19 protein-coding genes are annotated in these 22,166 nt (G+C 74.5%); 6 read left to right on the forward strand and 13 right to left on the reverse strand.

Translation table 11 applies throughout. From position 1 onward, the window contains the following. Positions 1 to 110: 110 nt before the first annotated feature. Both ACF07N_RS02845 and ACF07N_RS02850 read left to right on the forward strand, forming a co-directional pair. Complete coding sequence (locus tag ACF07N_RS02845) at positions 111 to 917, forward strand: VOC family protein (RefSeq protein WP_392107510.1); 807 nt, start codon at positions 111 to 113, stop codon at positions 915 to 917. A gap of 38 nt (positions 918 to 955) precedes the next feature. Further along, on the forward strand, positions 956 to 1,684 hold the full coding sequence (locus ACF07N_RS02850; RefSeq protein WP_392107513.1) for a ribonuclease H: 729 nt from the start codon (positions 956 to 958) through the stop codon (positions 1,682 to 1,684). Here ACF07N_RS02850 and ACF07N_RS02855 read toward each other — a convergent pair whose 3' ends face one another. Then, the gene (locus ACF07N_RS02855) at positions 1,685 to 2,506 is read right to left on the reverse strand and encodes a tyrosinase family protein (protein ID WP_392107516.1); all 822 of its coding nucleotides are present in this window, start codon (positions 2,504 to 2,506) and stop codon (positions 1,685 to 1,687) included. A gap of 33 nt (positions 2,507 to 2,539) precedes the next feature. Beyond that, entirely contained in the window at positions 2,540 to 2,911 is a 372-nt protein-coding gene (locus ACF07N_RS02860) for a tyrosinase cofactor (RefSeq protein WP_392107519.1), read from the reverse strand. Between the two features lie 340 nt (positions 2,912 to 3,251). On the opposite strand from ACF07N_RS02860, the gene ACF07N_RS02865 reads away from it, so the two are divergent. Further along, entirely contained in the window at positions 3,252 to 4,463 is a 1,212-nt protein-coding gene (locus tag ACF07N_RS02865) for an FAD-dependent monooxygenase (protein ID WP_392107522.1), read from the forward strand. 66 nt (positions 4,464 to 4,529) lie between these two features. After that, entirely contained in the window at positions 4,530 to 5,513 is a 984-nt protein-coding gene (locus ACF07N_RS02870) for an aldo/keto reductase (RefSeq protein ID WP_383335996.1), read from the forward strand. A 15-nt stretch (positions 5,514 to 5,528) separates the two neighbouring features. Here the strand turns inward: ACF07N_RS02870 and ACF07N_RS02875 are convergent, their stop codons facing one another. Further along, positions 5,529 to 5,876: a hypothetical protein gene (locus tag ACF07N_RS02875; RefSeq protein WP_392107524.1), complete on the reverse strand. Its 348-nt coding sequence runs from the start codon at positions 5,874 to 5,876 to the stop codon at positions 5,529 to 5,531. A gap of 188 nt (positions 5,877 to 6,064) precedes the next feature. On the opposite strand from ACF07N_RS02875, the gene ACF07N_RS02880 reads away from it, so the two are divergent. Beyond that, positions 6,065 to 6,535 (forward strand): DUF6328 family protein, encoded by a 471-nt coding sequence (locus tag ACF07N_RS02880; RefSeq protein WP_383336022.1) that lies wholly within the window; start codon positions 6,065 to 6,067, stop codon positions 6,533 to 6,535. A 72-nt stretch (positions 6,536 to 6,607) separates the two neighbouring features. Here ACF07N_RS02880 and ACF07N_RS02885 read toward each other — a convergent pair whose 3' ends face one another. From ACF07N_RS02885 to ACF07N_RS02895, 3 genes are all read right to left on the reverse strand, one after another. Then, positions 6,608 to 7,033 carry an SsgA family sporulation/cell division regulator gene (locus ACF07N_RS02885; RefSeq protein WP_383335998.1) on the reverse strand — a complete coding sequence of 142 codons (426 nt, stop codon included), beginning with the start codon at positions 7,031 to 7,033 and terminating at the stop codon, positions 6,608 to 6,610. Between the two features lie 62 nt (positions 7,034 to 7,095). Then, positions 7,096 to 8,136 carry a hypothetical protein gene (locus ACF07N_RS02890; RefSeq protein ID WP_392107527.1) on the reverse strand — a complete coding sequence of 347 codons (1,041 nt, stop codon included), beginning with the start codon at positions 8,134 to 8,136 and terminating at the stop codon, positions 7,096 to 7,098. A 636-nt stretch (positions 8,137 to 8,772) separates the two neighbouring features. Beyond that, positions 8,773 to 9,744 (reverse strand): LLM class F420-dependent oxidoreductase, encoded by a 972-nt coding sequence (locus ACF07N_RS02895; protein ID WP_392107530.1) that lies wholly within the window; start codon positions 9,742 to 9,744, stop codon positions 8,773 to 8,775. A 72-nt stretch (positions 9,745 to 9,816) separates the two neighbouring features. Here ACF07N_RS02895 and ACF07N_RS02900 point away from each other — a divergent pair, with 72 nt between their 5' ends. After that, positions 9,817 to 11,259, forward strand: coding sequence for a serine hydrolase domain-containing protein (locus ACF07N_RS02900; protein WP_392107533.1), 1,443 nt, complete (start codon positions 9,817 to 9,819; stop codon positions 11,257 to 11,259). Here the strand turns inward: ACF07N_RS02900 and ACF07N_RS02905 are convergent. The 7 genes from ACF07N_RS02905 to ACF07N_RS02935 all read right to left on the reverse strand — a co-directional run bounded on the left by ACF07N_RS02905 (position 11,251) and on the right by ACF07N_RS02935 (position 22,096). After that, positions 11,251 to 12,909, reverse strand: coding sequence for a serine/threonine protein kinase (locus ACF07N_RS02905; RefSeq protein ID WP_392107536.1), 1,659 nt, complete (start codon positions 12,907 to 12,909; stop codon positions 11,251 to 11,253). The two genes, ACF07N_RS02900 and ACF07N_RS02905, sit on opposite strands and share 9 nt — an antisense overlap. Before the next feature lie 293 nt (positions 12,910 to 13,202). Continuing rightward, positions 13,203 to 14,162 (reverse strand): threonine/serine dehydratase, encoded by a 960-nt coding sequence (locus tag ACF07N_RS02910; protein ID WP_392107539.1) that lies wholly within the window; start codon positions 14,160 to 14,162, stop codon positions 13,203 to 13,205. A gap of 120 nt (positions 14,163 to 14,282) precedes the next feature. Beyond that, on the reverse strand, positions 14,283 to 15,410 hold the full coding sequence (locus tag ACF07N_RS02915) for a polyprenyl synthetase family protein (RefSeq protein ID WP_392107542.1): 1,128 nt from the start codon (positions 15,408 to 15,410) through the stop codon (positions 14,283 to 14,285). Then, entirely contained in the window at positions 15,407 to 16,462 is a 1,056-nt protein-coding gene (locus ACF07N_RS02920) for a tetratricopeptide repeat protein (protein WP_392107545.1), read from the reverse strand. Before ACF07N_RS02920 ends, ACF07N_RS02915 begins: the two co-directional genes overlap by 4 nt. Before the next feature lie 185 nt (positions 16,463 to 16,647). Then, the gene (locus ACF07N_RS02925) at positions 16,648 to 17,325 is read right to left on the reverse strand and encodes an AIM24 family protein (RefSeq protein WP_392107548.1); all 678 of its coding nucleotides are present in this window, start codon (positions 17,323 to 17,325) and stop codon (positions 16,648 to 16,650) included. Between the two features lie 78 nt (positions 17,326 to 17,403). Further along, complete coding sequence (locus ACF07N_RS02930; protein ID WP_392107551.1) at positions 17,404 to 18,993, reverse strand: CAP domain-containing protein; 1,590 nt, start codon at positions 18,991 to 18,993, stop codon at positions 17,404 to 17,406. Positions 18,994 to 19,162: 169 nt separating this feature from the next. Then, positions 19,163 to 22,096 carry an AAA family ATPase gene (locus ACF07N_RS02935; protein WP_392107554.1) on the reverse strand — a complete coding sequence of 978 codons (2,934 nt, stop codon included), beginning with the start codon at positions 22,094 to 22,096 and terminating at the stop codon, positions 19,163 to 19,165. Positions 22,097 to 22,166: the final 70 nt, after the last annotated feature.

Consider the following 22,166-nt stretch of genomic DNA (forward strand, 5'->3'; position numbering starts at 1 on the left):
AGCCGGCGGCCGGGGGGAAGAGACCCGCCGGACACTCGGCGCGCGGGCCCGCCCGGGGGTGACTAGCGTGAGGAAACGGACCATTCACCCGTCCGGAGAGGGCCGCAGCCATGGCCGTGCAACCCGAAGGAAGCCCGTGCTGGGCCGACGCGATGTTCCGTGACCTCGAAGGGGCCAAGCGCTTCTACGGCGACCTCCTCGGCTGGACGTTCGCCGAGTCGTCGACGGAGTACGGCAACTACACCGAGGCCTACGCCGACGGCAAGGCGGTCGCCGCCGTCGTCCCGCCCATGCCCGGCCAGGACGGCCAGGAGGGCCTGTCGCAGTGGTGCCTGTACTTCGCGGCCGAGGACGCCGCCGCCACCGCCGGCCGGATCCGTGACCACGGCGGCCAGGTGCTGATGGAGCCGATGGCGGTCGGCGACTTCGGCACCATGTGCCTGGCCCGCGACCCCGGCGGCGTCGTCTTCGGCGTCTGGCAGGCGGGCACCCACGAGGGCTTCCAGGCGATGGCCGAACCGGGCGCCTACGTCTGGGCGGAGGTCTTCACCCGCGAGCCGGAGAAGTCCGACGCGTTCTTCCCGGCGGTCTTCTCCTACCGGCAGCGGGACATGGAGGACGGCGAGACGGACTTCCGCGTCTACGACCTCGGCGAGCGCAGTGTCCTCGGCCGGATGAGGATGACGGAGGAGTTCCCGCCCGAGATGCCGCCGTACATCAACGTCTACTTCACCGTCGCGGACTGCGACGCGGCCGTGGCGAAGGCCACCGAGCTCGGCGGGGAGCTGCGCTTCGGCCCGATGACCACCCCGTTCGGCCGGTTCGCCTCGATCAGCGACCCGCAGGGCGCGAACCTCTCGCTCATCGACATCACCACGACCGAGGGAGACATGCCGAAGCTGACCGACGTGCCCTAGCCGCCCCCTGGCGGCCGGGCGGACCACGCGGCCATGGCATGATCGGGCCCATGCGTGAACGTGTGGTGGCCGCGTGCGACGGGGCTTCGAAGGGGAACCCGGGACCCGCCGGCTGGGCCTGGGTCGTGGCCGACGCCGCCGAGAGCCCGGTGCGCTGGGAGGCGGGCCCGCTCGGCAGGGCCACCAACAACGTCGCCGAACTCACCGCGCTGGAGCGGTTGCTGGCCGCGACCGACCCGGACGTGCCGCTGGAGATCCGGATGGACTCCCAGTACGCGATGAAGGCCGTCACCACCTGGCTGCCCGGCTGGAAGCGCAACGGCTGGAAGACGGCCGCCGGCAAGCCGGTCGCCAACCAGGAACTCGTGGTGCGCATCGACGAACTGCTCGACGGCCGCTCCGTCGAGTTCCGTTACGTCCCCGCCCACCAGGTCGACGGCGACCGGCTGAACGACTTCGCCGACCGGGCCGCAAGCCAGGCCGCCACCGTGCAGGAGCCCGCGGGCAGCGGCCTCGGCTCGCCCGAGCCGCCGCCCGCCCCGGACACCCCCGTCAAGGCCCCGCGCTCCCGCCCGCGCGGCGGCGCCGCCCGTACGGGCGGGACGTCCGCGGCGAAGGGCTCCGCCGCGAAGGGGTCCTCCCGCACGATCAAGGCGAAGTTCCCCGGCCGCTGCCAGTGCGGCCGCGCCTACGCGGCCGGCGAGCCGATCGCCAAGAACGACAGTGGCTGGGGCCACCCCGAGTGCCGCCCGGGCGCACCCGTCTGATCAGGCGTCGAACGTGTAGTGCGGTGTGTGGTCCAGCAGGTCCGCCGGGCTGGTGTCGTGCCACGGCCGCATGGTCTCGCGCAGGTCGATCACGTCCGGCGTGCCCGCGGCCGGCAGATAGCCGGAGCCCGGGTGCCGCCGCTGCCAGTCGGCCCACAGTTTGTCGATGAACGCGTGGTGCAGCCAGAACACCGGGTCGTTGGGCGAGACGCCGGTGGCCATCTGCCCGCCGACCCAGACGTGGACGCGGTTGTGCAGGTTGACGCCCCGCCACCCTTCGAGGTGGTTGCGGAAGCCGTCCGAGGCGCTGTTCCAGGGCGCCGTGTCGTAGGTCGGCATGGCCAGCACGGAGTCCACCTCCGCCCGTGTGGGCAGCTCCCGTACGGCGGTGCCGAACGAGCGGCGCAGGAACGTACGGCCGTCGACGCGGACGTTGACCGGCCAGTTCCCTGCGGAGGCGGCGAACGGCCCGTCCACCACCCGGCCGTCCCGCTCCCGCCCGGTCCCGCCGAGGAAGTCGGGCGCCCACAGGGAGGCGCGCGGTGAACGGTCCACGGTCCAGTCCCAGTAGGGCAGCGTCACCGACGCGTCCACCGACTGCAGGGCCCGCTCGAACTCCAGGAGGAATCTCCGGTGCCAGGGCAGGAAGGACGGGGAGCGGTGGCCGGTGCGCTCGCCGTCGTCGGTGTCGGAGACGATGAACGCGTTGTGCGTGGTCACGAACTGGTCGTAGCGGCCGCTGCGCTTCAGTTCGAGCAGCGCGGCGACGAAACGCCGCTTCTCGTCGGCCGTCAGGGCGGACTGGTTCTTGCGGACTGCCATGTGCGGTGTGCTCCAGGTGCCGTGCGGGCGGGATCAGTTGGCGGGGAAGGGCAGCAGGGGCGCGCCCTGGAGTTCGTCCACGGCGGCGCGCGCGGCCGCGCGCGGGGTGGGCACCGGGGCGTAGTGGCTGACGACGCTGATCCAGCTCCCGTCGGCGTTGCGCATCACGTGCAGTTCCACCCCGTCGACGAACACGGCGTATCCCGCGCCGTGGTGGTGGTGACCGGACCCGGTGGCCGGCCGGCCCTGTATCCGGCGGCCCTTGTAGACCTCGTCGAAGGCGGCGGGGGAGCCGGGGCGGTGCCCGGCGGCCGCTGCCTGCGGTGCGAGGGCGGACGCGGTGCCGGCCGTGGCGGCGAGGGCGGCCGCGGCGGTGAGCGCGCGGCGGCGGCTGAGTTCCGGCATGCGGATCTCCTGTGTTCGTTCGGGTGAGGGCACCGCATGCCTACCGGCCCGTCCGGATCCGGGAGAAATCGCCGCGAGCCGGTTGGCTGCGATCCGGGCAATTCCCCTTATGTCGTGCAAGGTTGAACCAAGATGATCTTGCTCCGCCGGGTCCACGGCGTGGCGCGGACGGGGAAATTCCGCCCGTGGGCGGTGCCGGGGCGAAGGTTTCTCCCCGGGCCGGAAAGGGGCCGTGGTGCCGGTCACGCCGGGAACCTGACGCGATTCGGCCCTCCGGCCGACGATGCTTTCGTGCTGCTACTCTGCGTCCGCCATTGACAGCTCTCAGTAGTCCTCAGGGGTGCGCGTGAAGGTCGCCTGCGTCGGCGGCGGGCCCGCCGGTCTGTATCTCTCGATCCTGCTCAAGCGGCAGGACCCGTCCCACGACGTCACCGTCTACGAACGCGACCCGGAGGGCTCCACCTACGGCTGGGGAGTGACGTACTGGCGCGGACTGCTCGACCGGCTCCACGAGCAGGACCCCGAGTCGGCCCGGGCGCTCGCGGCCGGCTCCGTCCGCTGGCGGGAGGGCGTCGCCCACGTCGGGGACGTCACGACCCGGCAGAGCGGCGACGAGGGACACGGCATCGGCCGCCACCGCCTCCTGGAGATCCTCGCCGCCCGCGCCCGCGACCTCGGCGTACGCCTGGAGTACGAGCGTGAGATCACGGCCGCGGACCCGCCCCCGGACGCCGACCTGGTCGTGGCGGCCGACGGTGTCCGCAGCACCCTGCGCACCCGCCACGCCACGCACTTCGGCACCCGGCTGACGGCCGGGCGCAACCCGTACCTCTGGCTCGGCACCACCAAGGCCTTCTCCGCCTTCACCTTCGCCTTCGTGGAGACCGCCCACGGCTGGATCTGGTGCTACGGCTACGGCTACGCCCCCGACCGCGGCACCTGCGTCGTCGAGTGCGCCCCCGACACCTGGGCCGGACTCGGCCTCGACCGCGCGAGCGAGGCGGACGGGCTGGCCCTGCTGGAGAAGCTCTTCGCCGGCGTCCTGGACGGCCACCCGCTGCTCGGGCGGCCCGGCGGCACGCCCTGGCAGACCTTCCGCACCCTCACCAACCGCACCTGGCACCACGGCAACCTCGTGCTGCTCGGCGACGCCGCGCACACCACGCACTACTCCATCGGCGCCGGCACCACCCTCGCCCTGGAGGACGCCATCGCCCTCGCCGCCGCACTGCGCGAGCAGCCCGCCCTCCCGCAGGCCCTGGCCCACTACGAGCGCGAGCGCACGGCGGCCCTGCTGCCCGCACAGAGCGCGGCCCGCTACAGCGCCCAGTGGTACGAGGACCTGACGCGCTACATCCACCTGCCCCCGCGGCACATGTTCGCCCTGCTCGGCCAGCGCCACTCGCCCCTGCTGCCCCACGTGCCGCCGCAGCTGTACTACCGGCTCGACCGGGCCGCCTGCCGGCTGGAACCACTGCGCCGCTTCAAGCGCTGGCTCGGACCGAAGGTGGCGCGGACGGTCCACACGCGGGAGCTGTCCGTCCGTGAGTGATCCCGCCGGAGCGGCGGGGCGCGCCCGGGTCCGCGCACCCCGGTGGCGGGTGACACACTGACGCCTATGGACGAGCGCACATTCGACAGGTCGGGTCAGCACGCTTCCGTCGTCGGTCTCGGTACGTGGCAGCTGGGTGCCGACTGGGGAGACGTCGACGACAAGGAGGCCCTCGCGGTTCTGGAGGCGGCGGCGGAGTCCGGGGTGACCTTCTTCGACACCGCCGACGTGTACGGCGACGGCCGCAGCGAGCAGGCCATCGCCGCCTTCCTCGCCGGCCGGCCGGACCTGCACGTCCTGGTCGCCACGAAGATGGGCCGCCGGGTCGACCAGATTCCCGAGAACTACGTGCTCGACAACTTCCGCGCCTGGAACGACCGCTCCCGGCGCAACCTCGGCGTCGACCGGATCGACCTGGTGCAGCTGCACTGCCCGCCGACGCCCGTGTACTCCACGGACGAGGTGTTCGACGCCCTCGACACCCTGGTGGAAGAGGAGCGCATCGCCGCGTACGGCGTCAGTGTCGAGACCTGCGCGGAGGCGCTGACCGCCATCGCCCGGCCGAACGTGGCCAGCGTGCAGATCATCCTCAACCCGTTCCGCATGAAGCCCCTGCGCGAGGTCCTCCCGGCCGCCCGCCGGGCCGGTGTCGGCATCATCGCCCGCGTGCCGCTCGCCTCCGGGCTGCTGTCGGGCAAGTACACGCGGGACACGGTCTTCCCGGAGAACGACCACCGCACCTACAACCGGCACGGCGAGTCGTTCGACGTGGGCGAGACCTTCTCCGGGGTCGACTACGTCACCGGCGTCGAGGCCGCCGCCGAGTTCGCGGCGCTCGCCCCCGAGGGATACACCCCCGCCCAGCTGGCCCTGCGCTGGATCATCGAGCAGCCCGGCGTCACGACCGTGATCCCCGGCGCCCGCTCCCCCGAGCAGGCCCGCGCCAACGCCGAGGCCGCACGGCTGCCCCGGCTGCCCGACGAGACCCTGGCCGCGATCCGCGACCTGTACGAGCGGCGGATCAAGGACCAGGTGGAGTCGCGCTGGTAGCGGGCCGCAGGAGTCCTACGGCTCCAGGAGCAGCTGCCTCTCCTGCTCCTGGTCGCCGGAGGCGGCACCGTCGTCCCGTGCCGTGAAGACCCGGGCGAGCGTGTCGCTCGCCCGGCGCACCGCCTCCGGGGAGCCCTGGACGGTGACCGTCACCGGCGCCGACAGGCTCCTCGCGTCCTGTCCGCCGTCGCCCGCGCCGCCCGACGGCGCGTCGCCGTCGAAGGTCGCCGTGTGCACTGTCGCGTTCTCGTCGGCGGGGAACTCGTCCGGCGCGCCGAACGTGTTCTCCAGCGCCCGCACGACCGCTCGTGCGTCGTCGGCGCCTCCGCCGCTGAGCGTCACGGTGAGCTGCGTACCGGACATACGTCCACGACCTCCTCGCGCTGTGCCTGCTTCGGGCCGTCCGTGTAACCGTCCCCTGATCGCTCAAACCGCCGCCCACGCGGGACGGCGGACTTTTCCGGGGCACACGGGGAAGGAGAGGCCTGGTCAACACGCCAGGTCATCACCAGTGGGAGGAAGAAGTGACGGACACGTCGGAGGGCGGGGCGATGCGCCGGGGGCGCAACGAGACGGAGGACGAGAGAGCCGACCGGATGTGGCAGGAGCTCATCCAGGAGGTCCGCGTCGCCCAGATGGGTGTGCAGATCCTGTTCGGTTTCCTGCTGACCGTGGTGTTCACCGAGAAGTACGAGGACCTGACCGCCACGGACCAGACGATCTACCTCGTGACGGTGGTGCTCGGCGCGTGTGCGACCGGCGCGCTCATAGGCCCGGTGTCCCTGCACCGCCTCGTCTCCGGCCGGCGCGTCAAGCCGCAGGCGGTGCGGCTGGCCTCCCGGCTGACCCTGCTCGGCCTGGTGCTGCTGCTCGCCACGACGACCTCGTCGCTGCTGCTGATCCTGCGCGTGGCGACGCACGACGGTTTCGTGCCCTACCTGGTCGCCGGAGTGGTCGGGTGGTATCTGCTCTGCTGGTTCGTCCTGCCGCTGTGGACGAGGTACCGCCACACCTCGCAGTGACGTGAGGCGCCGCCGCACCCGCGCGTGACCGTGCGGGTGCCGGGCGGACGGTTCCGGCACCCCGCGCGCGGTTCAGCTCCCGGCGAGGACGTTCGCCAGGAACCCGTCGACACAGACCTCCTCGCGGCCCGGCGGCACCAGCTCGTGTGTCTCCCGCAGGAACGCCGCGAACGCCGGGGCCCATGCGAACACCGTCGCGTGATGACGGCCGCCGTCGGCATGCGCGTCGCCGAAGAAGTCCATCCGCAGCTCTCGCCACATGCCCCGCGACTCGGGGCGCATCCGCACGTCGCCCATGCCGACCGGACGCCGCAGCGCGTCGCCGAGCATCTCCCGGTCGAGCTGCCACCGGGCGAGCACCCGGCCGTCATGGCTGAAGACGACCGTGACGGCGAAGGGGTCCGCGGCGTCGTAGCTCAGGTGGGCGAGCACCGAGAAACGGTCCGCGTCGCCCGCCTGCAGCTGCACCACGAGGGTCTTGTGGACGAACGAGTTCACGAGGAGGCCTCCGGGAAGAACCGACGTAGAGCCCTCTAGTACCCCCGATTTTCGCGAAATGCTCAGCTGTCCGGGTGATTCCCGCGGGCACCGCGCAGCGACTCGATGCAGACGGCGACCGCCCGCTGGAGCTCCTCCAGGCGCTCGACCATGTCGTCCTCGTAGAACTCCCCGGCGTCGTCGAGGGTCAGCTCCTCGAACACCTTCGTGGCCTTCTCCAGGCTGGAGTAGAACTTCGTGCGCCGCTCCCGCACCCGCAGTCCCGGGTCCGCCTCCACAGCCTCGGCGACCAGCGACTTCATGGTGCCGTAGGCCTCGGTGGCCCACTCGCCGGCGTCCTCGCCCTCGTCGAGTTCGTCGAGGAGCGACAGGTGCCGCTCGGCCTCCTGACGGAGGTCGGCGGGCGCGTCGACGGTCTGTCCCGCGGGTGTTCTGATCTGTCCCGACTCGGCGATCTGGCGGACGTAACCGATGCGGTCGGCCGCCCGGCTCTCCCCGGCGACGGCCTTCTTCAGCTCATCGGTGCGCACCACGTCCCGGGCCAGCTCCGACTGCAGCTCCGGGTCCTCCCGGACCCGGTCCAGCAGGGCCTGGCGCGCCGCGCGGGCGGTGGAGGGGTCGGCGAGGATCGCGGCGCGCAGGGCGGTGGGGTTCTCCGCGACCTCCAGCGCCTTCGTGGGCCGGATGCCCTCCGCCTCGGCGGCCTCGGCGATGGCGGTGCCGCGCTCGGAAGCGGCGCTGCTGCGGGAGACGTAGTAGCCGAGCCACACGTCGGCGTCCGGCAGCTCCACCTCCTGACCCGGCGTCAGGGCCTCGAAGTGCGGCACCATCCCGTCGTCTGCCGCGCGGTCCCAGGCCTTGTAGTAGCGCATGACCCGTTCCGGGGAGCATCCGGCGAGTCCGGCGAACTCCTTCGCGGAGATCTTCGGCGTCTCGTCCGCGCCCTGCCCGCCGGGCCGCACGCTGCGCGCGACCATCAGCCCGAAGGCCCACCCTCCGGTGCGGGCGTACGCCCCGAACTCCCGCGCGTCCCGCGCGACCAGGTCGGACAGGGGAGCCGGGGGCGCGGTAGAGGTCTCGGGCGGGGTGAGGGCGACGGTCACGGACGCATCTCCTGGGGGCGGGTCGGGACAGGGCGGGACAGAACGGGCGGCACGCGGTGCCGACGGCAGCCTACCGGCCCCCGCCGCTTCCCCTCGGCCCCCAGTTTCGCCCACCGGCGGGTGCGCGACCATGGGCGGCATGGTGCGTCCCGAGGCCGGTGCGGTGCCGCGGCGTTGTGCGCGGTGCGGTGGGCACGAGTACGGCGGGGCGCCCGCGTGCGCGCACTGCCGCGATCTGGTGGACGGCATCGTCGAGGCGGAGTGGGGTGCCTTCCTGCGGCGGTGGGACGCCGCGCCGGGTGACGAGGAGCGGGCCCTGGCCGGGATGGTCGTGGCCGAGCCCGACCGGTACGACCGGCGCGTGGTCGACGCCGCGCTGGACCGGCTGGTGTGCCCCGACTGCGGCCGGCCGGCCGGCCCGTGGCCCGGTCGGCTGCCCGGCCTGCGATCGGGCGCACGGGTTCCGCTACGCCGCGGTCGAGACGGACCGGCCCGGTGTCCCGCCGGGCAACGGACACGCCGTCCGGGTCAACGGCACCGAGGAGGCGCAGCGGCTGAGCGCACAGATGCAGATGAGCCCCCCGGGGGCGGAGGGCTCATCTCGCGGAACGGGCGTGGAGGCACGGGCGCGGGAGCTCAGCCGAACGCCTCGCGCAGGGCGGGCAGCAGCGTCTTCTCCGACCAGTCCAGATACGCCGGCTGCGACTCGCCGCCGATCTGCACGAGCGCGACCTCGGTGAACCCGGCCTCGGCGTACGGGCGGACCGCCTCGACGAACGCCTCCACGTCGTCACCGCACGGGATGGACTCGGCCACGTCGTCGGGCGTGACGAACTGGGTCGCGGCCTCGAAGGAATCCGGGTGCGGCAGCTCCGAGTTGACCTTCCAGCCGCTGCCGAACCAGCGGAACTGGGAGTGCGCCCGCTTGACGGCGGTGTCCCGGTCGGGGTCGTAGCAGACGGGCAGCTGGCCCACGCGCGGCTTGCCCTCGCCGCCGTGCCGGTCGAACGCCTCCAGCAGACCCGCCTTGGGCTCCGTGGCGATCACCAGGTCCCCGAGCCGGCCCGCGAGGGCGCACGACCGCTCCCCGGAGACCGCGATGCCGATGGGCGGCGCCTCGTCCGGAAGGTCCCACAGGCGGGCCGACTCGACGTCGAAGTGGGTGCCGCGATGGTTGACGTGGCCGCCCTCGAAGAGCGCGCGGATGATCTCCACGGCCTCCTCGAACATCTCGTGCCGGACGTCCACGGACGGCCAGCCGCCGCCCACCACGTGTTCGTTGAGGTTCTCGCCCGAGCCGAGTCCCAGCCGGAACCGCCCCTCGGACAGCAACTGCACCGTCGCCGCCTTCTGTGCCACCACCGCCGGGTGGTAGCGGAACGTCGGGCACGTCACGTACGTCATCAGCGGGATACGGGACGTGGCCTGGGCGGCCGCGCCGAGCACCGCCCACGCGTAGGGCGAGTGCCCCTGCGAACGCAACCACGGGAAGTAGTGGTCGGAGGTCACCGAGAAGTCGAAGCCCGCCTCCTCGGCCCGCACGACATGGTCGACGAGCTCGCGGGGGCCGGCCTGCTCGGTCATCATCGTGTATCCGATTTGCACCATAACCGCCGGGTCCCCTGACAAGAGGCGCGGAAACGGCTCGATCACCGCCCGCTGGCGGGGCAGGATGCCCGCATGAGTGCCTTCGCCCTGCCGTCCTCCGCCCCAGCGGCCCAGGGGGTCGACGCCGCCGGCGTCCACGCCTTCCTCGACGCCCTCGAAGCCGCGCCCGAGATCGAGCCGCACAGCCTGATGATCATGCGGCACGGACACCTCGTCGCCTCCGGCTGGTGGGCCCCGTACACGGAACACCGGCCTCACCTGCTCTACTCGCTCAGCAAGAGCTTCACCGGGACCGCCGCCGCCCTGGCCGAGGCCGAGGGGCTGCTGGACTTCGATGCGCCGGTGATCTCGTACTTCCCGGAGTTCGCCGCCGACATCACCGACCCGCGCAGCCGGGCCATGCTGGTACGGCACGTGGCGTCGATGTCGAGCGGCCACACGCGGGAGACCGTCGAGGAGGCCTTCGGCCGTGACCCCGCCGAGCCCGTCCGCGGCTTCCTGCTGCTGCCGCCGGACCGGGACCCGGGCACCGTCTTCGCCTACAACCAGCCCACCACCTACACCCTCGGGGCGATCGTGCAACGGGTGACCGGGCAGACGCTCACCGCCTACCTGCGCCCCCGGCTGCTCGACCCGCTGGGCATCGGCGAGGTGTACTGGCGGCGCGACCGCACCGGGCGCGAGATCGGGTTCAGCGGCCTGCACGCCACCACCGACGCCGTCGCCCGGCTCGGCCAGCTGTACCTGAACGACGGCCTCTGGGAGGGCAAGCGGCTGCTGCCCGAGGGCTGGGCGGCCCGCGCCGCCCGGCCACGCATACCGACCGGCGGCGCCATGGGGGACGTGGACCGGCAGGACTGGGACCAGGGATACGGCTACCAGTTCTGGACGTCCCGGCACGGCTACCGGGGCGACGGTGCCTACGGCCAGTTCTGCCTGGTGCTGCCCGAGCACGACGCGGTGATCGCCACGACCGCCGCCACCGAGCGGATGCAGGACGTCCTGAACCTGGTCTGGGAGCATCTGCTGCCCGCCTTCGGGCCCGCGCCGCTGCCCGGCCGGCAGGCCGAGGACGCCGAGCTGCGCGCCCGCCTGGGCCGGCTCGCGCTGCCGCCCGCCCCGGGCGCGTCCGCGCCGCCGGAAGGGGAGCGGGACTGGGCCGCGGCGCGGTTCACGGCCTCCGGCGCGGGGCCCGTACGGTCGGCCGCACTCGACCGGGACGCGGACGGCTGGACGCTGACGCTCACCGGGGAGGGGGACCCGGACGGGGACCGTGTCCGGCTGCGCGTCGGGGCCGAGGGCTGGACGGTCGCCGAGGAGCCCCTGCCGACCGCGGTGAGCGGCGGCTGGACCGGCGCCGGGACCCTCGCCGTCGAGGTGGTCTTCCTGGAGACCCCGCACCGCCTCGCGCTGACCTGCTCCCTCGCCGACGGCTCGGTGACCGCGCGCTGGCGCACCGAGCCGCTGGAGCGCGGCCGTCTCACCTCCCGGCGCGCACCGCGCGGCTCAGCCTGATCCCGGGCGGAACGTGGCCAGGGCGGTGCGCAGCGCCTGCTGGTTCGCCCCGTCCTTCCAGCCGGCGTCGGGGGCCGTCCAGCGCAGCGAGAAGCTCCGGCCGCCGCCCAGCAGGAAACCCCGCCCGAAGGTGCGCGTCCGGGTCTGCCCGTCGTCCGCCGTCCACTCCATGTCGGCGGCCTCCCGCCCCTGGTACGTCGTCGCCCGGATCTCGCCGATCCGGTCGTAGCCGCCGGACCGCTCCAGATACGGCTCGACGTCGTCCCGCCACACGGCCACGGGGTCCGGGCCGACCCGGGCGCTGTAGGTGACGGCGAGGGTGCGGTCGTCGCCATCGGCACCGAGGACGACCCGGTAGGCCAGGTCGCCCTGGCGGTCGGTGTCCAGCCGCTTCCAGCCCGTCGGGAGGGCGACGGAGAAGCCCTCCGGCGCGTGGTGGCGCTGGAAGCCGGGCGGCAGCGCCGCCGGGCCGGACCTCGTCGGCGCCGGCGTCGGGTCCGGTCTCGTGGGCGTCGGTGGGCCAGTGGGGGAGGGAGCCGGGGGCACGGACGTGCCGGGGCTCCCGGACGCTTCGGGGCCGTCCCGGCCGGTGCCCGCGCCCGGCGAGGCCGCGGAAGCCGGCGGCCGGCTCGGCGCGTCGGCCGCCTCGCCGCCCGAGTCGCCACCGGGCAGCCCGTGGGTCGCGGCGAGGACGGCGACCGCGACGGTGACGACGGCCAGGGCGGTGCCCACGACCATGGTCCGTCTGCTCCAGGCCGGCCCCGCCGGGCGGACGGCCGCGTACACGCCGCGCAGCCGGGGCGCCGGCACCGGGCCGAGGGCCGTGCCGGGGTCCTCGCTCAGCGCCCGGACCAGCGCCTCACGGGCCACCGGGCGGGTCAGCCGCTCCCGCGAGTCCTTGCGGAGCAGCCCCTGCACGACCTGGGTGAGCGGCCCGGCGCGCACCGGCGTGCGCAGCGGCAGCCGGTCCACGCCCTTCAGGGTGTTCTCCGGGCGTCCCCGGTCCCGGAAGGGCGGACGGCCCTCGACCATCGTGTAGAGGATCGCGCCGAGCGCCCACAGGTCGGCCGCGGGCCCGATCCGCTCGTCGCGCGCCTGTTCGGGAGAGGCGTACGCGGGGGCCGCCAGCCGGGGGGCGAGGGTGGTGCCGGCCAGACCGAAACCCGTGACGACGACGGACTGGTCCTCCCGGACGAACACCTGGCCGGGGCTGAGCTCGCCGTGGGTGATCCCCTCGGCGTGCGCCGCGTCCAGCACGCCGAGCACCTCCAGGCCGATGCGCGCGGCCCGCACGTAGTTGCACGTGCCCTGCTCGGCAAGCAGTTCGCCGAGCGGCGTGCCGTCGATCCACTCGGTGACGGTCCACAGCGCGCCGGCCTCCTCGACGGCGTCGACGACCGTGGCGATCCGGCCGGGGCAGAGCAGGGCCATCCGCTCGGACGTGCGCAGCAGGCGTGCCGCGGTCCGGCGCTCGGTCGCGAGCGGGTCCTCCGGCAGCCCGGTCTGCGTGACGAGGCACGGCCGGGGGACCTCCCCGGTGCCGAGGTCCTCGGCATACCAGCAGATGCGGTTGGTCTCGCGCTGGACGATCTCGAGCAGCCGGTAGCGGCCGGCGACCCATCGGTGTGTGGAGACGTGCTCCCTGCCCATGGCCATCCCTCGCTGGAAACCTGGCTCTCACCTTTTCCACAGGTACGGGGCGTGAGGCGGCCTCCGTTCAAAGGGATCGCAACTCCGCCTTCATTCCTGTCTTTCATTCAAGAAAGGCGAGCAAATGTGCGAGAAAATGCGGCGCTCGGGGTTTTCCGGGGGCGCTCACCTCGGCAGTTCCGCACGCTCCCGCCGGCCTCGGGTAACCGACGGTAAACGCCGAGGTGTCCGGTGATCGGACTCGGCGCCTCCTCCGATGAATTCGCCCGGCCGATTCTCCGGGAGGCCAGGACCTAGTGCAGACCGAAGCGCCGGGACCAGCCGATCACGTCACCCGTGGTGGCATTGCCCCCGCACACCACGAGGCCGATCCGCGCCCCGTCCCCGACCCGCTCCAGGACCCGCCGGGCGGCCGGCAGCAGACAGCCGGCGGCCGGCTCGGCCCACACCTTGGCGTGGTCGGCCAGTTCCAGCGAACCGCGCACGGCCTCCCGGTCCGGCACCACGAGGACGTCGGTGACCAGCGCGGAGACAAGGTCGTACGTCAGCTGCGACACCGACGGCGCGCTGAGCGTCGAGACGATCGACGACAGGGCGACGGGCAGCGGGCCGCCCGCCGCCAGCGCCTCGGACATGGCCTGCGCCCCCTCGGTCTCCACGCCCCACACCCGCACCCCTGGCCGGCGGGCCCGCAACGCGGCGGCGACACCGGCGATCAGTCCGCCGCCCCCGATGCTGACGAGGACGTCGGTGAGCTCCCCGGCGTCCGCGGCGAACTCCAGGCCGACGGTTCCCTGCCCGGCGATCACCACGGGGTCGTCGAAGGGGTGGACCGGGGTCAGTCCCTCCTGCTGGAGCCGCGTCATCAGCGCGAACGCCTCGCCCATGGCGTCGGTCAGCCGCACCGCCGCACCCGCGTCCCGCGCGATCTCCACGGCCCGGGCGGGCGCCGAGCGGGGCATCACCACCGTGGCCTTGACGTCGAGCGCGGCGGCCATGACCGCGAGGGCCATCCCGTGGTTGCCGCCGCTGACCGCCACCACCCCGGCGGCCCGCTCGGCCTCGCTCAGCGACAGCAGCTTCGCCGTCGCCCCGCGCGCCTTGAACGAGCCGGTGCGCTGCAGCAGTTCCAGCTTCGCGGTGACCGGGGCGCCGAGCAGCGCCGACAGACCCGGGCTGGGCACGGTCGGGGTGCGCACGACGTGCCCGGCGATCCGCTCGGCCGTGGCTTCGATCTCCGAGATGCCGATCACTGCGGTTCTCCTTCCGGCGCGGGGTCGTGGAACGCGCCGACCCGCACCTTCACCCGGAGAGGGGGCCCGGGTCAAAGGCGGTGCCCGGCGTCCGCCGCGTCCGGCCCCCGCGCCCGTCCCTCACAGCTCGCGACGCACCAGGAAGCCGAGCAGCGACCGCAGTTCGGCGGTGGCCCGCGGCTCCAGCGGCACGTCAGCGAGCAGCCCGTGCACGGCGGTCACCCGTCGCCGGGCCTCCGCCAGGGCCGCGGCACGGCCGCCCGCCTCCTCGATCAGCGCCGCGGCCGCGCCGGGCTCGTCACCGGACTCCAGGAGCGCGGCGAGCCGGCCCCCGCTCGGCGAGTCCAGCGCGACCAGGACCGGGAACGTCTTCTTCCGCTCCCGCAGATCGCCGTGGACCGGCTTGCCGGTGACACGGGGGTCGCCCCAGATGCCCAGGACGTCGTCGACGATTTGGAAGGCGACCCCGAGGTGGCGGCCCGCCCGGTCGAGTGCGGCCGACGTCGCGGGCGCGGCGCCGCCCAGCAGGGCGCCCAGCGCGGCCGCGCCGCCCAGCAGGGCACCCGTCTTGTGTTCCGCCATCGCCCGGTACTCCTCCGGCCGCACCCGCCGCGGTCCCGTCCAGGGGCGGTCGGCGAACAGCAGGTCGTCGGCCTGTCCGCGCACCAGGTCGCGCAGCGCGACGGACAGGGTCCGCACGGCTGCCGAACCGCCCGGCTGTGCGGCCAGCGTCTCGACGGCCAGCGCGAACAGGGCGTCACCGGCGAGGACCGCCGGACCCGTGCCGTAGGCCTTCCACACGGCCGGACGGCGGCGGCGGTCGGGGTCGCCGTCCATGATGTCGTCGTGCAGCAGGGAGAAGGCGTGCACCAGTTCCACCGCCACGGCCGCGGGCACACCGGCGGTTCCCGGTGCACCGGCCGCCTCCGCTCCCAGCACCGCGAGCGCCTGCCGCACGCCCTTCCCGCCGGAGGCGGCGGCGGGGGCACCGCCGACCTCGCACCAGCCGAACGAGTAGCCGGCCATCTCGGCCACCCAGGGGTGCAGTCGCTCCACGGCCTCGATCAGGGCGGGCCGGACCAGGGCCCGGCAGCGGTCGAGGACGTGCACGGCCCCGTCCCGCACGGGGCCGGTCACGGCCGTGCCGCGCCGGTTCGCCGCCGTGTCCGGCCCGGTCTCCACCGGGGTCGGTCCTGCCGGGTCGTCGCCTCGCCGCACCGAACCGGCCGCCGTCGGCAGCGCCGTCACCGTGCCGCCTCCGTCGCCCTCGTGCCGGCCGGGATGCCGAGTTCCTCGTAGGCGCGGCCCACCATCGCGTGGGCGTGCCGGAGGCCGATCCGCTCCAGCGTGGCCGCGAGATCGGCCAGTTCGGCGGCGGTCTCGGCGTGGTCGCGGCCGAGCCGGGCCAGGGACTTGGCGAGTCCGAGGCGGGACAGCGCCTCGCCGCGCGGCTCGCTCATCTCCCGGAACTCGGCGAGCGCCTGCTCGTACAGGTCCCGTGCCTCGGCGTAACGCCCCGCACGGTACAGGACGTTGCCGCGCATCTTGTGGTTGTAGGCGAGCGCGCTGGACAGCCGCATCGCGCGGCACGTCCCTTCCGCCTCGGTCAGCAGGGCCAGGGCACGCTCGGTGTCCCCGTCCCGTACCGAGACGACATCGGCCAGCCCGCGCAACGCCCAGGCGTGGCCGCGCCGGTCGTCGGCGCCCGCGGCGATCCCGGCGGCCTCCTGGAACAGGTCGTACGCCTTGTCGTAGGCGCCGGTGTTGCGGTGCATCTGCGCGATGCCCTCCAGCGCCCACACGGTGTGCCGTGCCTCCCCGCGCCGCCGTGCCTCGTCGAGCAGTTGCTCGTGCAGCCGTCCGACGGCCTCGTAGTCGCCCTGGATGCGCCCGGTCTCGGCGAGACCCGCGAGCGAGTAGCCGCGTACGACGACGTCCCCGCCCCGTTCGCCGAGGTCGGCCGCGAGCCGCAGCAGCCGGCGGGCCAGCGGGAAGGCGCCGCGCTGCCGGGCCAGGGTGCCGCCGCTCCACAGGGCCCAGGCCATCGCCGCGACGTCTCCCGCCCGCCGGGCGGCGCGGTAACTCGCCTTCCAGGCCCGGTCCGCGTCCTCGACCCGGCCCAGCCGGCGGTGCGCCTCGGCCACCGCGAGTCCGGACCGCGCCGCCTCCCCGGCCTCACCGGCGCGCTCGGCCGCCGCGAGCTGCTCGGTCCCGGCGGCGAGGACGTCGGTCAGGGAGGAGTTGACGGACAGGGTGGTGAGCGCGCCCTGGTACTCGGGGGCGAATGCCTTGCCGTACATCGATGCCTTTCGGTCCGTTTGCACCCCATGTCTACGCTGTGTGTATACATGGGGTGTATACAACGTGTGTATACAGGGGTGGGAATCTGCCCCGGCCGCGAGGGCCAGGGCGTCATCCGCTGCCGGTCAAGATGCCGGTGGGACGGACCGGGTTGCCTGTGAGGCGCAGATCACCTGACGGCGCCTCAGTGCTGGCCGGCCTTCTGCGGGGTCGCCTCGCTCGGCCGGACGACGACGTGTCCCTCGCCCTGGAGCAGCAGTTGCACGGCCTCGCCGGACCCGCCACGCAGCATCGAGCCGATGGACTGGGAGCGGTGCAGGGAGGTCTGCAGGCCCGCGGTCCAGCCGACGATCGCGTCGGTGTCCACGTACACCGGGTACTGCGGCGAGACCGGGATCACCAGCGGGGTGCCCTCGCAGATCAGGCCCAGCTTGCCGTGCCCGGAGAAGACACTGTTGAACAGGCCGCCGCCGGTGATGCCGGCGCCCTTCACGGTGGCGATGCGGTAGGACAGCGTGGCGTCGAAGCACAGGACGTTGCGGCCGTTGACGGTGAACTCGTCGCCGGGTTCCACGTCGACGATGAAACAGTTCTGGGCCTCGTGCGCGAACCACGCCTCGCCCTGCCCGCGCACCGCCATCAACGGCAGCCCCTCCCCGGTGACCGCGCGTTTGAGCATGCCGCCCACGCCCTGGCCCTTGCGTTCGAACTGGAGGTTGCCGCGGTAGGCGATCATCGCGCCCTGCCGGGCGAGCATCTCGCCGTTCACCGTGTACCGGACGCACTTGGCGTTCTCGATCGCCATGCCCGCCGCGACGGCCGGCTGTGCCATGTGTTCGCTGGAAAAGAGGTCACCCTTCATGCGGGCATCCTCGCGCGGAGGGCTCCCCTCCGCCAAGATCGCGCGAGCGGGCCCCCGGGCGGAGCACGGTGATGCGGGTCAGCCGCCGAACATCTGCGTCCAGTACGTGCCCGCCCGGCCGCCGCAGGCGAAGCCGATCCCGATGCGGGTGAACTCGGGCCTGAGGATGTTGGCCCGGTGGCCGGGGCTGTTCATCCAGCCCTCCACCACGTCGGCGGGGGAGCGCTGCCCGCAGGCGATGTTCTCGCCGATCGCGCGCAGGGTGGAGCCCGCGGCGGCGGCGCGGTCCCCGGGGCGGCTGCCGTCGGGGGCGGTGTGCGCGTAGAAGGCGCGGGCCACCATGTCCGCGCTGTGCGCCCGCGCGGCGGCGGTGAGCAGCGCGTCGACCGCCAGGGGAGGGAGCCCGGCGCGGGTCCGCGCGCGGTTGGTGAGGTCGGTGACGGCCGCCGCCGTGCGCTCCAGCCCCGACGGGGTCAGGGGCGCGGCCCACAGGGCGGTCCAGTAGGTGTCGCCGGAGCGGTCGTCGTGGACGCGGGCCACCCCGGCGTGCCGGAACGCCGACTGCTGCACGCTGCGGCGGGGCGCCTCCGCGCGCAGGCAGTAGGCGACGAACTCGGCGGTCGTGCGCGGGCCGGACACCAGGTGCTCGTCGATGGTGAGATAGGCGTACCCGGCGCCGATCACGCGCTGGTAGACGGAGACGCCGTCCCGGGTCTCGACACTGAGCCGGCCGGCCGCGGCCATGGCGGCGGCGTGCTCCCGGGCCGCCGAGACGAGCCGGGCGTCGAGGGACACGGGAGGCGAACCGGCGTCGGCCCGGGCCGAGTTCACCAGGGGGAGGAACCCGTCGGGGTCGGAAGCGGCGGGGGAGAAGGCGCCGGGAGAAGGGCGGGTGGGTGGGGCCGAGTTTGCCGGGGTGCTGGGCGGCGGGGGCGAATCTGCGGGGGTGCTGGGTGGCGGGGCGGAGCCTGCCCGGTTGCTGGGCGGCGGGGCCGAATCTGCCGGGTTGCCGGGCGGTGGGGGCGAACCTGCCGGGTTGCCGGGCAGCGGGGCCGAATCTGCCGGGTTGCCGGACGGCGAGGGCGGATCCGCCGGGCTGCCGGGCGGCGAGGGTGGAGGGGAGCCCGGTGCGGGCTTCGGCCGGCCCGAGGGGGGCGGCGCCTGCGGCCGGGGTTCCGGCGTGGGCGTCTCGTCCACCACCTCCACCCCGAAGTCCCGCGCCAGACCGGCCAGTCCGTCCGCGTAGCCCTGCCCCAGGGCGCGCAGCTTCCAGCGGTCGCCGCGCCGGTAGAGCTCGGCGAGCAGCAGCACCGCTTCCTGCCCCGGGCGCGGCGGGGTGAAGCGGGCGAGCGCGTGGCCCGGGGCGTCGGTGACGTGCAGGGTGGGGGAGGGCAGGGCGCTGAGGGCGGCTCCGGGTTCGGCGGGGCTGACGGCGACGGTGACGCGGGTCGCGCCCGGACGCAGACGCGCTGGGTCGACGACGAGCGTGTCGCCCCGCAGCCGGGCCCCGGGCGCCGCCGGCTGGTTGTAGAACACGAAGTCGCCGTCGTCCCGGACCTTTCCGCCGTCGTCCGTGATCAGCGCGGACACGTCGAACGGGCCGGGAACCCGGACGGTCACCGCACCGCCCGGCAGTGCCACGTTCCCCCCGGGGACCAACTCGGTCATCACGCCCCCCGCCCTCGTCCGGCCGCCCACCCCTGGAACGGCCCGGGCCCCGGTGGAGTTCCCCGTCGCCACGGGCAAGGGACCGGCGGGCGATGGCCGACGCCGTCTCCGGAGGCTGGACTGCGGGCGGCACGAGGGCGTGGACCGCCCCGGGCCGGGCCCGGCGGCCTCAGGACGCCGACGGCTCCGGGGTGATCAGGCCCTCCCGGTAGGCGACCGCCACCGCCTCGCCGCGGCTGGAGGCGCCCAGCTTGGCGAGGATGTTGGAGACGTGGACACTCGCCGTCTTGCCGCTGATGAACAGTTCCTCGCCGATCTGCCGGTTGCTGCGGCCGAGCGCGAGCAGCCGCAGCACGTCCTGTTCGCGCGCGGTGAGCAGACCGGCGCGGTCACCCCCGGGCGGGGCGTCCGCCAGCCGGGCACGGCGGACCAGGGCGTCGACCTGTGCGCGCAGCGGCGCCGCCGCCAGCCGGTCGGCGGTCTCCCGCACGAGACGGGCCTCGGCCGCCGCCTCCTCGCGGCGCCCGGCCGCCACCAGGGCCTCGGCGTACCGCAGGCGGCAGCGCGCCCGTTCGTAGACGTCGCCGTAGCCGAACGCCTCCACCGCCCGGGCCCAGGCCGCCGCGTCCGGCCCCGACACGGCCCGCAGCCCCTCGGCCTCGGCACGGGCCAGCCACGCCCTTCCCTCCGGCCCCTGCGGGTTGCCGTCCTGGCCGTGGCCGGCGATGTCCCGGGCCAGGGCCACCAGTTCGTCCGCCGTCCCGGTCCAGCGGCGGGCGCCGGTGTCGTCGCCGCTCAGCCGCGCCTCCGCTGCCCGGTCGGCCACGGCCGACAGGGCCAGGGCGGCGAGCCGGACCGCCACGTCGGGGCGGGTGCCCGCCTCGTCGGTGAGCGCCGCGACCGTGGCATGCACCCAGCGCACCGCCTCGTCGGGGTCGTGGCGCAGCGCCGCGTCGTCGGTGAGGACGATGCCCGCGACCAGGGTCGCCATCCAGTCGAACGGCCCCTCCAGCAGGGCGCGCGCCCGATGGGCGGCCGTGCGGTCGCCCCGGGCCAGCGTCACGCACAGCGCCGGGCCGACGGTGTACCCGCCGGCCGCCGGCAGCACCTCGGCGTCGGCCGCCGCCGCCTCCACGCACTCGTCCCAGCGGCCCAGCACCTGCAGCACCAGCAGCCGCAGGTACCGCATCTCCAGCGGGTACGGCGACGACATCAGCCCGGCGCGCCGGGCCCGGTCCAGGCCCTCGGTCAGCCAGGGCAGGCACTCCGCCAGTGCCCCCGACTCGTAACAGCCCATCGCCAGGTTGAACAGGGCCCGCAGTTCCACGGCCGCGTTGCCGGAACCGCGGGCCAGTTCCCGCGCCCGCAGCAGCCGCTCACGCCCCTCGGGGCCACGCCGCCCGCCTCCGTCGAACACGGCCAGCGAGATCAGCAGATCCGCCTGGGCGTCGGTGACCCGCAGCTCCTCGGCCACGCTCAGGGCCCGCCGGGCGACCCGCACCGCCGTCTCGTTCTCCCCGACGTGACGCGCGGCCATGGCGTGTGTGGCCGCCGCCCACACCCAGGTGCGTGAGGGGGGCTCCTCCGGGATCATCGCCAGTGCCTCACTGCTGTAGGCGAACGCCGCGGTCAGGCTGTCCACGCTCAGCAGGTTCCCGGCGAGCGTGTAGCGGACCCGGGCGGCGAGTTCGGAGTCGGCGTCCTGGCCCAGCTGGGTCAGCGCCGACCGGGTCAGCGAGACCGCGCGGTGCAGTTCCCCGGCGTGCGCGGCAGCCGCCGAGGCCCGCAGCGTCAGCGTCACCCGGCCGGCGCCCGCCGCCGCGGGCCGGGCCTCGGACGGCACCGCCGACCACAGGTCGAGGGCCGCTTCGAGGTGCCGGTGCTCCTCGGCCGGCGCCCCCACCCGCTGGGCGTGGTCGGCGGCCTCCAGCGAGGCGGCCAGCGCCTCGGCGAGGTCGTGGCTCTCCCGGTAGTGGTGGGCGCGTTCGGCCGCGCTCTCGGCCCGGTGCCCGCGCCCGGCGAGCAGCCGCGCGAACGCGCCGTGCAGCCGGGCCCGTTCGCCGGGCAGGAGATCCGCGTAGACGGCCTCGCGGGCGAGCGCGTGCCGGAAGGAGTAGGTGTCGTCGCCCCCGGCGACGAGCAGCTGCCGCCCCACCGCCTCGCGCAGTGCGCCCTCCAGCTCCTCCTCGGGCAGCCTGACCGCCTCGCGCAGCAGGTCGTGCTCGACACGGCGCCCGGCGACGGCCGCGGTGCGCAACACCTGCTGGGCGGTGTCGGACAGCTGCTCGAAGCGGATGAGCAGCACGTCGGCGAGCCCGCTCGGCACGCCGCCGGAGCCGGTGTCCGTGGCCGCGAGCAGTTCCTCGGCGTAGAAGGCGTTGCCCTCGGCCCGTTCCACGATCCGCCGCACCGTCGCCTCCGGCAGCGGCCGGCGCTCCAGCGCCCGCACCAGCCGGGCCACGTCGGGGTCGGGCAGCGGCCGCAGCTCCAGCCGCTCGACGGCCGGCAGCCGTATCAGCTCCGCGAGCAGCGGCCGCAGGGGATGGCGGCGGTGCAGGTCGTCCGCCCGGTACGAGGCGAACACCGCCAGGCGCCGGCGCAGGACACCCCGCCCGAGCAGGAACCGCAGCAGGTCCCTCGACGACTGGTCGGCCCAGTGCAGGTCCTCCAGCACGAGCAGCAACGGCGCCACGTCCGCCACCTCGGCCAGCAGCCCGGCGATCCCCTCGAACAACCGCAGCCGCCCGTCGACGTCCCGCACGGCGTCGGTCCCGGACCCCAGCAGCCGCTCGGCGACGGGATGCGCGGCCACGGCGGCCGAGAAGCGCTCGTCGGCGGCGAGCACCCCGAGGACCTCGGTGAACGGCAGATAGGGCAGTCCGACGTCGCCGAGATCGACGCAGTGCCCGACGAGCACGGTCATGCCCGCCTCGGCGGCCCGCTTCCCGGCCTCGTCCAGCAGCCGTGTCTTGCCGACACCGGCGTCCCCGGCGAGGAGCACGGCACGCGCCTCACCGGCGCGGGCACCGCGCAACACCTCGGAGAGCCGGGCGAGTTCGGCTTCCCTTCCGACGACCGGCGCGATGAACGAGGCCTGCGGCACTGCACCAACCTTCTTCTCCGGGCGCGGGGACCTGCGCGCCCCCTCCTGACGATCCGCAGCCGCCCGCAGC

The organism is Streptomyces sp. NPDC015242 (assembly GCF_043079125.1).
In the GTDB taxonomy this organism is placed as follows: domain Bacteria; phylum Actinomycetota; class Actinomycetes; order Streptomycetales; family Streptomycetaceae; genus Streptomyces.